This window comes from Acidovorax sp. K2F (assembly GCF_025246485.1).
GTDB lineage: Bacteria > Pseudomonadota > Gammaproteobacteria > Burkholderiales > Burkholderiaceae_C > Acidovorax > Acidovorax delafieldii.
Window position 1 is genome coordinate 1 of sequence record NZ_JAOBSQ010000065.1, and the last position, 12,705, is coordinate 12,705.

Here is a 12,705-nt window from a genome sequence, read left to right on the forward strand (position 1 = left end):
CCAGGAGCCGACCTTTAGAGGACCCGCAAGACGATGCCGCCGAAGTTTGTCCAGTACCGTAGCCGTCACGAACTCTTGACGTTTCTTGACGTGTTGGCTGGGGTTCATGCGCATGGCTTCAGCGAAAAGCAACTCGACGAAATGCTCATCGAGTTTTGTCTGAATTGCCCTGACCCAGTAGGCGCGATGGGCGCAGTGATTGATGCGCCACAGAGCAGCACCTCGGACGAGGTACTGACCGCCGTGCTTGCGATGCCTTCGCGCAGTCCGTCGAGCTACAGCGATTCTGAGTTGGTCAAAGACCATCCGTTGAGAACTTGGCGGCTCAAACCACAGGCGGTGTGACCTCCAAACCCAAGGACTGTGAGCTTCCGCTTTGGGCCCTGAGCTGCCGTTTGATGGAGCTATCCCAAACCTGCCGATGATCAGTACCTGAGAGCTTGCAGTTCAAATTGCGGAGCCTCAGTGCTCGGTGCCCGCCTACTGGCACGCTTCAACTAGATCGACGCTCGCCAGGTGCTGCGAAGATTTCATGCTCGGACATTAAACAGAAACATTCTTGCAAAACTATGCTGCAAGTCATTTCCGGGAGAAATCAATGTGAAAGTTTCTAGTATGGTCCGATTGTCCCGAAAATCTTCGCAGTCAAAACGAACCTAGAGGTACTCATGAAGCTTGGCCGTCCCCAGCAGTTCCAGGACAAGTTCACCCTCCGCTTACGCAGCATCGAACGGGCTGTTGCGCAATATAAATTTTCGGCAGCCGCCCTGCGCCAGCCGTTTGAAGCCACGCTCAACCAGCAGACTGCGCTCTTTCTCAAAGGCTTCGGAAACGAGGTCAACTTGCTTGCAGCAGTCCGGGAGATGCTCTTTCCGAGCCGTGAGCTGCTGGACGCATATCTAGGGCGAATTGCAACTGCCACAGCCGCATCCGGTAGTCAAACGGCTCGTGATCTCATGCCTTTCCTGAAGAAGCTCTTAGCCGGTGCCTATGATGATATGGAGAAGCCGATCTTCGGCTTCCTCAAGAATAACGCTAGCTACGTCTTCCATATCAGGAAATTCAGGAACCAGATCAAGGCTGATCCGTCTAGTGCAGAGTTCAACTTCAACACTGATCACTTTGAAATGCGGATGTCGCTCCCGATTAAGCCGGAGGACAAAGAAATCCTGCCCTATCTCGAGATTGCGAACCTGGACGAGGCCATCCGCAACGGCTGCTACATGTCCACAATGAATCTGGACATGTACTTTCCTGAGATGCTTCAATTCTGGCAGGCCTTTAACTTAGCCTATGAGGAAAGCTATTCCCTCTAAGATGTTGTTCGACACGGACAAGCAATGGCATTGCGCCGCGAACCGAGCGGGTGCGCGTACTGATCGCCGCGCAATGCAGCTGCGTACCGTACAACTTCGATGTTGAGCGTCCGCTTGCATTTGATGTGACCGGCTGCTCCTGGCCGGATTCTGCCCCACGACTAGAGACCCTAGCGGACCTTGAGCCGCCGTTCACAAGCGCCGCCCGGAAGCTGTCTTTGACTTGTTGCACGCTGTTGTTGGAAATCCCGTTGTCTGCCTGTGGCAAGCTATAGTTTGCCGTGTTGACGCGTGCCGGGTTTCACGGAATTTTTATACTTGGACATTTGAACAGGTAGTGCCTTGCAAACCTATGCTGCAAGCCAATTCCAGGAGAAATCAGTGTCCAGAATATCCCGCATGGTCCAGTTTATCTTGCAGGTTTTGCGGGATACATCAAGTTAGGCCGCACAGGAGTCTGCGAATGCTTTCAGCAATTACTTCCGCCCTGCCGAGCGATGCCAGCGCCATCGCGTCGGCGGGATTTCCGCAGGGCGAATCGGCTATTGATGGTGGCGGACTAGACTCGGCTGCCTTCTTGAGCCTCCATTTGCTTGTGCTGGGCGGTGAGCTTGATGAGGTACTTCCAGCGTACGACCCGGTAGCAAAGGGCTCTGATGAAGGGCCTTGGGTTTTCGTTATCCCGAGCTTGCTTCGCCACCATCTCGCCTCGCTATCCAATTCAGCCGTTCTTGGTTTGGCACAGGAATGGTCTGAGTGCCAAGAGCTTGAAGATGATGGTGTCGAGGCCGAGGAAGCGGCTGAGATTCTTGCGGGTTTTTCCAGCGTCGCGCGAATGGCTAACTCTTCCGGCAAAGAGTTGCTGCTTTGGCTCTCTCTGTAGTGCTGCCTAGCCAATCATTCAAGCTGACGCCTTCGGCGCGGCTTAACTCGGCGTTGAGCATCCGCTTTCTTTTGCGGTGACCGGCTGCTCCTGGCCGCTATGCGAAGTATTGAATTCCCAGCCAAACAAGAAGTGCGCTGAAAGCCACCACCTGAATACGCTTGCTAATTGCATTCACACGGTCAATTTCTACGTCGAGTTGCGCAGAATTTTCTGAATACTTTCGTTTGCTTAGCCTGGCGATCTTTGCCGCCATGACTAACTGCACAACGGCAAATATGAGCAGAATTATTGCGACTTGATACTTGGTCATAGCGGCTTCTTCTGGTCGAGTTGAACGGCATCAGCCATGGGCCGGTAGTGGCCGATAGTACTGATTCGGTGGGAAAGCTCGGATGAGAGCAACCGCTGCAAAACCGCCTTCACCTGAAATGAAGCAACGCACTGCAGAGTATGGACTTAACACCCACTGTCGTATTGGCATTCATCTACCTCCAGCTTCTCGCTCCGGAAAACTAAGCGGGTCTGGTGGACAACGCCGGATGGCATCTGCGCAGCTTCTCTGCTAATTCGCGTTGGACTCGGGGATTGGACAATCCCGTAGTTCCTTCGCATGCAACCAAGTTATGTCGACAGGAGTCAGGCCAACCTTCCAGATCATCATCGAGAGCGATCCACTGCCGGGGTTTCCTGCGTTGAGTGTCCTCTTGAACTTGAACGCCCCGTGGGGTGGTACGAAACATGGACAGGTTCCAGGGATCCACGCCATGGACACGCTTGTGGTAAGTCCCACCAATGAATCTGGCGCGCAGGGAGGCCGGAAGCGGTTTGAGGGTTGCGCTATATCCGGGACGGATGCACCACGTGCTACTTAACACCAGGGCCACTGCAGGATAGGGTTCAAGCACCACCTCAAGGATATGCACCCATTCGAAAAGAGAATGTCCTGCCGCTTCGTACGGGCTCATGTAGATTCCCTTGCGGGGATGCCATAGCACTTTTTCATGATGAACAACGCCATCTAGATCGAGGTACAGAACTACGTCCGCGCTGCGCGGGGTGGACGCAGGCAGATATGGGGATTCTGGACAGAAGGCAAAGCCATAGGATTCAGCTTGGTGTGATCGGCAGCAAGGATCACACAGGTTCCTACAGGACTCACAACTAGTCAACCTTGCTCCCATAGGATGGCCACTCCTCGCCTTCGGAAACCGCCGTCCGTGGGATGTACTGCAAGAACCCGAAGGGCTGGCGTTGGTCCAAGCAACGCTTCTGCAAATCCAGAAAGGCAGCTTCGCCTAGATCCTTCGTAACGGTCTACAGCGCATGCAGCGCATGCTGGACCTCAGGCCTTCGCAGCCTGGCGCATCTTCTTCTCGGCCTTGGCTGGCCCCATGCTCACCAGTTCTTCAATCTTCGCCAGCTGTTTGTTTCGGGGATGAGCCTGCCCCTTCTCCCACCGCGTGTACGTGAGTGGAGAGACGGCCAGCAAAGCTGCCATCTGAAGTTGCGTAGCGCCCAGCGCATTGCGCATTTGCGCGAGCATCTCCGGCGCGAAAACGAAATCCTCGCGCGCGGCGCTTTTCGAAGCTTTGGGTTGATCAGATGGCGTAGCCCCGCCCCCAACCTTGGTCTGGCGTTGAGCAGCCTTCAGCTGCGAGGTGAGGCTCTTCACTTCACGCTTCAGTGCCGCGATCTCGGAACGATGGCTGGTGATCGCCTTGCGCATGCCCTGAAGTTCAGGTTTGAGCTCCTTGCGAGCCATGCGAACCACTTCAGCGCGAAAGGCATTAGAAAATGTATTCATATGCCCGATGGTAACTTTGACCACTTAACGCGCACTTAGGGGCTGGTGCACAGCCGGTGTCGCAATCCTTCTTCGTCTCCGCAAAAAAAACCGCCAAAGGCAAGAGCCCGTGGCGGTTTGCTTCGGTTGCGTCCGAAAACGCTGTACTTACTTTCCAGCCTTGTCCGCCTTGCGCTTGGCAGCCTTGGGATCGACCACGGCCTTGAACTTGGCACCCGCCACAAACTTCGGCACCGTGCTCGCAGGGATCTTCAGCGCAGCACCGGTCGCTGGGTTCTTGCCCGTGCGTGCTGCACGCTTGGCGGACTTGAAGGTGCCGAAGCCCACGAGCTGCACAGCAGCGCCCTTCTTCACGGCGGTCTGGATGGTGTCGATCAGAGTTTCCAGCACCGCATTGGCAGCGGTCTTGGACAGGTCATTCTTGGAAGCCAGGATTTCAACGAGTTCTGCGCGGTTCGTGGATGCTCACGTGTAGAGGTTGGAAAGGATCGATTTATACCGCCGCCGCTGACACAGCCCTTGCTGCGACTGTTGATTTCCACGCAGAAATGACCCACTAACCCCCAGGAGGGCGGGCGTATAAAAACTTGGACTGGTTTTATGCCGCACATTTCTCATATCATTGCCAACTTGCAGCAATAATAGGTGCTAAGCTCGCCTGATAACTCGGTGGTAGATTAGTTTGCCCAGTACTCGGAGGCGCAAAGCCCGACATTGCCTGTACTAAGCCTTGAACGCTACCCTCGTTTAGGATGAGCCCATTGTTTGTAACAAACCTCTCCACCCTATAACTGCCCCCTAAATACCAATTTGAAACCGTTAATGACTGATCGCGTCCAATTACGCTAATCTCCAGATGATAGCCAACTTGTCTAAACCATAATTGATCGGTTGAAATATCATTGCCAAAAATAGCGACGTCCAAATTGTCGGTAGAGTTATTGTATTCATAGATGGTGTCGTTACCATCTCCTAGATTATAAAAATAGGTATCATTGCCGGCGCTGCCTTGCAAACCATCAGTTCCCGATCCACCGAAGAATTTATCGTTCCCAGCGTCACCACTGAGGTAATCGTTGCCGTCCCCGCCATAGAGCTCATCATTAAGGCCTGAACCGTAGATGATGTCATCGCCACCTAGGCCATTGATTCGATTATCAATTCCGGCGATCGCGAAAATTGTATCAGCGGCGGCAGTGCCTTGAGTTATTAGCCTGTCCGCTACCGCGGAAAAATTCCAACTAGTGCCATTCGAGAAAATAATATTCTCAATACGACCTCCATCAGAGTTATTTTGGAAGTAGCCCCTGATGGTGATAGTGTCTACCCCTCCAAAACTCAAAATCAAATCAGAAAAACCGCTTCCTCCGCGAGTAATCTGGGTGCTAGAAGGGTTAATTCCATCGCCAAGACGGATAATATCTTCTCCTTGATTGGTGCTTTCGTAAATGGTGTCGTTAGCATCCCCTAGATTAAAAAAGTAGGTGTCGTTGCCGATTCCGCCTTGCAGGCCATCATTTCCCGAACCACCGAAAAATTTATCGTTCCCAGCGTCACCACTGAGGTAATCATTACCGTCGCCGCCATAGAGTTCATCGTTGAGGCCCGAACCGTAGATGATGTCATCGCCACCTAGGCCATTGATCCGATTATCAACTCCGGCAATCGCGAAAATTGTATCAGCGGCAGCGGTACCTTGAGTTGTTAGCCTGTCCGCTACCGCGGCGAAATTCCAACTGGTGCCATCCGAGAAAACAATATTCTCAATACGACCTCCATCATTGTTATTTTGGAAATAGCCCCTGATGGTGATAGTGTCTGCCCCTCCGAAACTCAAAATCAAATCAGAAAAACCGCTTCCTCCGCGAGTAATTTTGGTGCTAGAAGGGGTAATTCCATCGCCAAGACGTAGAGTGTCGTCTCCACGATTTGCTTCTTCATAAAGGATATCACTACCAGATCCTGCGGAATATAGATAGGTATCATTACCACCGCCGCCCTGTAATGTGTCAGAACCTATCCCACCATCCAGAATATCATCACCATCACCGCCATTCAGAAAATCATTTCCTTCTCCACCGAAGATCCTGTCGTCACCCGATCCTCCGCTGAGTTGGTCGGTCCCGCGCCCTCCGTCGATAATATCATTACCTTCGGCTCCTTCAACATAATCATCTCCATCTCCCCCAAACAACACATCATTCATGTTGGCACCGAATATAGTGTCATTGCCTCCCTTGCCATGGATATTGCTGGCAATGCCCGTTACCCCATACATAACCGCAGCGGCATCGCTTCCAATGGTTTGGCCAATCCAAAATAACTGCTGATCCACTAGGTCGCCCAAAGGATCTCCGGCGGCATGAATCGCCTGAATAATATCCTGAAGACCTAATGCAATCAAATTTTTACTAAAATCCTCAATAAAAACAAGCGCACTCTCTGCATTTTGATTAAATCGCTGACGCAAATCAACCTCTATTCTGCTAACGTCGAGGGTAATTTTCTGATCTGCCTCGTTGTAGCTAATTCTTACTTCATCATACAAAGGCTTGAACAAGCCAGACATATCGAGGCGAGCAGAAATTTCCTTTTGGAAATTATTATATATATTTTGCAGCGGGCCAACAGCTGCCCAGCCGGGATTCGTGCTAACACCATTCTGTATAAAGCCCTCGCCGAATGCGGATTCGAGAAAAGCCAGCTTGCGCGCATCATCTATTGGTCCGCGAGAAGTCGGGCTCAGACCGTAAACCCCGGCCCATCTATATAGTATTTCATTTATCAATGATGACCGTTCAGCGACATTTGAGGATCCAATATACAACTCGACAGCCGATTGCAAGGCCCCACTGACATCGCGAGCCATGGCCTGTTGCAGGCTCCCGAGGACGCCTGGCCCTACGATTTCAGGCAGCGTTTGTATATCTATGTCCAGAGGTAGAGGCGTTCTTCTATCGTCCGTATCCCAGTTAACAGTAGAGAACCAAACATCGCTAATAGCTCTCGATGCACCCGCCAAATCTGTATACGCACCTACTTGACGATGTGCATTGCCGTTAGCGTCGATCGCAGCAGATCCACCTTGATTGGTATAGTTTAAATTAATCCCGCCTACGCCAGCGTCAGACAGTGAAAGCAGTTCATTGGCCTCACTAATCCCGTTACCATTCGAGTCCTTCCATATTCGGAGAGTGCTCCAATCAGTATCGCCTGCATTTATTAATCCATCACCGTTAGTATCCAATTGCGACAGGGCCACGAATCCATTGGCTGCTGCTTGTCCATTATTCAGTAGTGTTTGATTGCCAAAAAGTTCGCGGCCACTTGTTATTTGACCATCGCCATTTAAATCGCGAACGAGAAAGCCGTCATCACTTCCAGACCATCCTGTATTTTCTGCAAAACCATCTCCTCCGTGGTCAAAGTGAATGCCCGCCTCTCTGCTTTGAGTTTCTACGCCATCTCCATCTAGATCTAGCACCAACGGTGAGGCCATAGTCATCGCATCGTTCCATGCCGCAACGGGCCCTTGCATTACGATTTCTCTTGGCTTTTTGGCAAGTTGCGTGAAATTGTATACAGCGCCCCCTATCGTTAGCACCGTCCCCACTGTGGCGAGTGCGGGCACTACTATGCCAGCAGTAGCCAGTGCACTTGCGAAAATGCCGACCATTGCGCCAGCAGCGCTCACCAACTGTCCTGGTGTAGCACCACTTGGATCCGCTGTTACAGCGGACATAGTTAAGGCAACGACATTTGTGAGAATACCTAAGCCTGGAACGGAACTAGTTACTGCTGCTGCGACCTGCGTATAACCTGCCACTGTCTCAACTCTGGAGGCAGAGTTATACGTCTGCACCAAGTTGTCTGCCGCGCCTACCCCAACTGCGGCAACATGGACATATACGGTGATGGTAGATGAAATAGACATAAATTTACCCAATCAAAATATAAATCACTAAGACGGAAGTAGCAAGTAACAGTAACCCACTGGCAGAAAGCGCAAATGCTGCCAATCTGTCGCCATTTTTTGCATCTCTTAATACATCCGAAATGGAGAATACTTTCTTTCTTGTGCTGCAATATATGGTAGGGGCGCTCGCACCTATCACAAAGAGTACAAGATAAGCTATGGAAAGAATTGGACTAATGTCGTGCAGAGTTTTAAATAAGGATTGCATTAAATATTATCCCTCAATTAAAGATTGGCGCTCTGTGGATAAATTGTTTTAAGTGTTATATTTGAATATCATCGAGCGAGACGGGTTTGTGTTTGGAAAAATCTATCTTCCCCTTAGGCTCTCCTCACTTGCGAGTGCCGGAAAGATCGGTGTAAATGCCCAGCCTCCAGGGATTGTGAGATTAAATCCGGCCGTCTCAAATATTTCCGTAACCTGCTCTTTAAACGCTGAATATTGTGATGCCTTGGAGGGGGGCCAATAAAAGTGCAGATTGGGGTGTGAAGGAGCCTCCACCCGGAAGCATATTGCCTGATCCTCCATTGTGTAAATAAACCAATTTCCATGCTGTGCTGGGAGCCAGTGAGGAGAGTTACATAGAGAGTTTCCACTCTCTAGGTGGACAATGCGACTAGTGCCGATGAAATCGTCGTCAAAATATCTCCGATTAACCACTGATTGGTATTTTGGATTCCATTTGTCTTTAATATACTGCCATGTTTCTTGGGTTACAAATTTCATTGCACAGGTCATTCGTTTGCCCTTTTTAATTTGGAAATTTGGAAAATTCCCTCAAGCTTTGGTCAATGAAAGAAGTGTCACAGTCGGGCCCTGTGTTTTGTGAAAATGAACCAATCATTCGACCGAAGCGTTGAGAGTCAAATGTGATTAGCACCATTTCTGAAAATTAGCAGCCTGCATCAGTTCCAAGTACCTGTGCATATGAATACCAACCTACAGCTGAATTCCCCGTGCCTTCCGAAGGCGTTGGTGAAAAGCCTGCCATAGCTTGTATCAACTGCTCTAGCACGCCGTCAGTTGACTGGATCAGTGGACTTCGATATTGCTCCATAAAGCGCCAAGGCTTAGTTGCAATGATCTCCCAAATTCCTTCGTTAGGCGGTTGACCTTGCCAATAATTTGCAAACACATCCTGGTACGACTGGGCTATCCACTCGGGCGTGACCTCAAGCGGCTTATTAAACCCAATGAATATCTGACTGTGTTCTTCGCCACTCCATTCGTAGAGCTCGGCCGTGCCATAGTAGATCTGTGTTGTTTCGTCGAACTGCATGTTGTTCATGATGGTTTCCTTTTAGTTACTTCTGCTTTGGATAATCTACTAGTGCGCCACGGGAGCTCACCGCTCCCTTAAACTTTCACTCCCGGCCCGTTGAATAGGACTGAGCAGATACTCAATAATCCTACGCTGGCCAGTTTTGATCTCCGCCGTGATATTCATCCCCGGCGCGAGTTTTATGGGCTTGCCGTCCACATCGATGGAGGTCTTATCGAGCTTGAGGGTCGCCGGGAAGATCGCTCCGCGTTTCTCGTCATTCACTGCGTCCTGCGTGACCTTGTCCACGGTGGCTTTTACCGTGCCGTACCTTGTGAACGGGAAGGTTTCCAGCTTGATCGCCACCTCCTGCCCTGGCGCCACAAACCCGATGTCCTTGTTCTCCAGCGTGACCTCGGCGCTCACGCTGGCAGCATCGGGCACGATGACCATGAGAGCCTGGGCTTCGGTGACCACGCCGCCTTCGGTGTGCAGGGCCAGTTGCTGTACGGTGCCTGCTACCGGGGCCGTGAGGGTGGCGAGTTGTTCGCGCTGGGTGGCCTTGTTGAGTTCTTGCCCAGTCTGGTGGCGCTTGAGGTCAGCCTGGGCTTGGCGTTCGCTCAAGGGTCTTCGTGTTTCTGCCAGGTAAGCGCTACGGGTTTGTTCGGCTTCGCGCAGGGTGGCCTGGGCTTCTTGCAGCCGGGCTTGCTGGGTGGCCAGGTCGCGTTCGAGTTCGATTCGTTCGCGGGTGCGGTCCTGGTTGGCGTGGCCGGACATGAACCCTTGGGCGGTGAGCGCCTGGAAGTCCTGCTCGCGCTGGCGGGCAATAGGCAGGGTGGCTTCGAGCTTGCCGATCATTGCGCGCACGGTGGCCATCTCGGCCAAGCGACGCTGGTGCTCGGCCGAGAGCTTGGCCAGGCGAGCAGTGATGTCGTTCCACTCGGCGGCCAGTTGGGCCTGGGCGTCGGCCTGATCGGCGGAGGTCCAGTCGGTGGGAGTACCTTGGATAGCCGTTTTGCCGAGCAGAGGTGTTCCAGACGAATGGGATGTCTGCTCTGCTTTCAAGAGTAGCTGCTGCAACGCCTTGGCGCGCAGCCATTCGGACTGGGCTGCCTTACGAGTCTCCACCAGGCTGGCTTTGTCGGCCTGGGCGGTGGTGGGGTCGAGCTCTACCAGGGCTTGGCCTGCTTCTACGTGGTCGCCGTCTTTGACGAGGATGCGCTGGACCACGCTGCGCTCTAGGGGCTGGATGACTTTGGTGCGGTCGCTCACGATGATGCGGCCCGGGGCCACGGCCACGATGTCGATCTTGCCCAGGATGGCCCACGCCAGGGCGATGAGGAACAGGGCCATGAGCACGTAGGCGATGCGCCGGGGTGCGGGGTGCACAGGGGTTTCTTGCAGGCTCAGCGCTGCGGGCAGGAAGGCTTGTTCGTCGGCCAGTCGTGCGGGCCCGGCCAGCTCGTGGCGGTGTTCCCAGGCGGCTTGGAAGATGGCTCGGTAGCGGGCCAGGAGTTCGACGGCGGGATGGCGAGGGGCTGCTGCATCGGCAAGGGTATTTGCTGCTGAACTGCTCATGCCGCCACCTCTTGCGTGGTGTGGCTGCCGCCCCCGGGTGTGGGTGGTGCCGTGCCCCTGCCACCTACATCCTGCATGCGCCACAGGTGGGCGTACAGGCCTTGTTGTTTCTGGATCAGGGCGTCGTGCGAGCCGGCTTCGACGATGCGACCTTTGTCCATGACGATGATGCGGTGGGCATGGCGCACGGCCGAGAGGCGGTGGGCAATGATGAGCACGGTCCGGCCCTGGCAGATGTGCTGCATGTTGCGCTGAATGATGGCTTCGCTCTCGTAGTCCAGCGCGCTGGTAGCTTCGTCCAGGATGAGGATACGGGGGTTGGTGAACAGCGCACGGGCGATAGCAATGCGCTGGCGCTGGCCGCCCGAGAGGCTGCCGCCTTGTTCACCCACCAGGGTGTCGTAGCCTTCGGGCAGTTCGCTGATGAAGTCGTGGGCGCCGGCCAATTGGGCGGCGTGCACCACCGCTTCGATGGGTGCAGCGGGGTCGGCAATGGCGATGTTCTCGCGCACGCTGCGGTTGAAGAGCAGGTTCTCCTGCAGCACCACGCCCACCTGGCGGCGCAGTTGGGCGGCATCGATGAGGCTGATGTCGATGCCATCCACCAGGATGCGGCCTTGTTCGGGCGTGTACAGGCGCTGGACCAGTTTTGTGAGGGTGCTTTTGCCGGAGCCGGAGCGGCCCACGATGCCGATGACTTCGCCAGGGCGCACGTCCAAGCTCACGCCGCCGAGCACGGGGGCAGCTTCGGGGCGGTAGCGGAAGTGGATGCCGTCCAGGGTGATGCGGCCTTTGATGGGGGGCAGTTGGGCGGCGCTGCTGGGGGGGACTTCGGTGCGGGTGTTCAGGATGTCGCCCAGGCGGGCCATGGAGATGCCGGTCTGCTGGAAGTCGGTCCACAGCTGGGCCATGCGCATGATGGGCTGAGCCACGCGTTGGGCGAACATGTTGAAGGCGACGAACTGGCCCACGGTGAGTTCACCCCCCATGACCAGGTGGGCGCCGTACCAGAGGGTGGCGGCGTTGACGAGTTTGCCAATGAGGTTGACGCCTTCGTGGGCCCAGCTGGCGAGGTTCTGGGTCTTGAAGCTGGCGCTGACGTAGGCGGCGAGCTGGTTGTCCCAGCGGCGGGCAAACGATGGCTCCAGCGCGCTGGCCTTGACGGTCTGGATGCCGGTGACGGTCTCGACCAGCATGGATTGGTTTTCTGCACCACGGGCGAATTTGACGTCTAGCCGCCTGCGCAGGATGGGCACCACGGCCAGGCTCAGGCCAAAGTACAGCGGCAGGCTGACCAGCACGATGAGGGTCAGCGGCACGCTGTAGAACAGCATGACGGCGATGAAGATCACCGAGAACAGCACGTCCAGCACCACTGTGAGGGCGTTGCCGGTGAGGAAGCTGCGGATGTTCTCCAGCTCGCGCACGCGGGCCACCGAGTCGCCTACGCGGCGGGCCTGGAAGTACGCCAGGGGCAGTTGCACCAGGTGGCGGAACAGGCGCGCACCCAGTTCCACGTCGATGCGGCTGGTAGTGTGGCTGAAGACGTAAGTGCGCAAGGCGTTGAGCAGGCTCTCGAACACCACAACCACCACCAGACCGATGACGAGCACATCAAGCGTGGTGATGCCCCGGTGCACGAGCACTTTGTCCATCACGACCTGGAAGAACAAGGGGCTGACCAGTGCGAAGAGCTGCAGCATGAAGGAGATGAGCAGCACCTCACCCAAGAGCTTGCGGTGTTTGATGAGGCTGGGTATGAACCAGGAGAAGTCAAACTTGGCCAGCTCGCCCGCCAGGCTGGCGCGGCTGGTGATCAGGATGAGTTCGCCGGTCCATTGGGCAGCGAAGGCTTCCATGGATTCGATGACGGGGCGGGAACC

Annotated in this window: 10 protein-coding genes and 1 pseudogene; 3 read left to right on the plus strand and 8 right to left on the minus strand. The window is 54.3% G+C overall.

The genetic code is table 11. The features are described from left to right. Positions 1–33 precede the first annotated feature (33 nt). The 3 genes from N4G42_RS24695 to N4G42_RS24705 all read left to right on the plus strand — a co-directional run bounded on the left by N4G42_RS24695 (position 34) and on the right by N4G42_RS24705 (position 2,199). Positions 34–345, plus strand: a complete 312-nt coding sequence (locus N4G42_RS24695) for a hypothetical protein (protein WP_260669053.1) — start codon at positions 34–36, stop codon at positions 343–345. Positions 346–668: 323 nt separating this feature from the next. Further along, positions 669–1,316 (plus strand): hypothetical protein, encoded by a 648-nt coding sequence (locus tag N4G42_RS24700; protein WP_260669054.1) that lies wholly within the window; start codon positions 669–671, stop codon positions 1,314–1,316. A gap of 463 nt (positions 1,317–1,779) precedes the next feature. Then, positions 1,780–2,199 carry a hypothetical protein gene (locus N4G42_RS24705; protein WP_260669055.1) on the plus strand — a complete coding sequence of 140 codons (420 nt, stop codon included), beginning with the start codon at positions 1,780–1,782 and terminating at the stop codon, positions 2,197–2,199. Between the two features lie 97 nt (positions 2,200–2,296). On the opposite strand, the gene N4G42_RS24710 is transcribed toward N4G42_RS24705, so the two are convergent. The 8 genes and pseudogenes from N4G42_RS24710 to N4G42_RS24745 form a co-directional block, all read right to left on the minus strand. Beyond that, entirely contained in the window at positions 2,297–2,512 is a 216-nt protein-coding gene (locus tag N4G42_RS24710) for a hypothetical protein (protein WP_260669056.1), read from the minus strand. A 202-nt stretch (positions 2,513–2,714) separates the two neighbouring features. After that, positions 2,715–3,383, minus strand: coding sequence for an HAD domain-containing protein (locus N4G42_RS24715; protein ID WP_260669057.1), 669 nt, complete (start codon positions 3,381–3,383; stop codon positions 2,715–2,717). 161 nt (positions 3,384–3,544) lie between these two features. Further along, a complete protein-coding gene (locus tag N4G42_RS24720; RefSeq protein ID WP_260669058.1) occupies positions 3,545–4,006 on the minus strand; it encodes a helix-turn-helix transcriptional regulator in 462 nt (153 codons plus the stop codon). A gap of 147 nt (positions 4,007–4,153) precedes the next feature. After that, positions 4,154–4,462, minus strand: a pseudogene (locus tag N4G42_RS24725) (HU family DNA-binding protein); the annotation flags it as partial. 163 nt (positions 4,463–4,625) lie between these two features. Next, the gene (locus tag N4G42_RS24730) at positions 4,626–7,940 is read right to left on the minus strand and encodes a calcium-binding protein (RefSeq protein WP_260669059.1); all 3,315 of its coding nucleotides are present in this window, start codon (positions 7,938–7,940) and stop codon (positions 4,626–4,628) included. 935 nt (positions 7,941–8,875) lie between these two features. After that, on the minus strand, positions 8,876–9,271 hold the full coding sequence (locus N4G42_RS24735; RefSeq protein WP_260669060.1) for a hypothetical protein: 396 nt from the start codon (positions 9,269–9,271) through the stop codon (positions 8,876–8,878). Positions 9,272–9,328: 57 nt separating this feature from the next. Further along, positions 9,329–10,822: an HlyD family type I secretion periplasmic adaptor subunit gene (locus N4G42_RS24740; RefSeq protein ID WP_260669061.1), complete on the minus strand. Its 1,494-nt coding sequence runs from the start codon at positions 10,820–10,822 to the stop codon at positions 9,329–9,331. After that, a partial coding sequence (locus tag N4G42_RS24745) for a type I secretion system permease/ATPase (protein WP_260669062.1) occupies positions 10,819–12,705 on the minus strand: 1,887 nt, incomplete at its 5' end. The genes N4G42_RS24745 and N4G42_RS24740, both read right to left, overlap by 4 nt.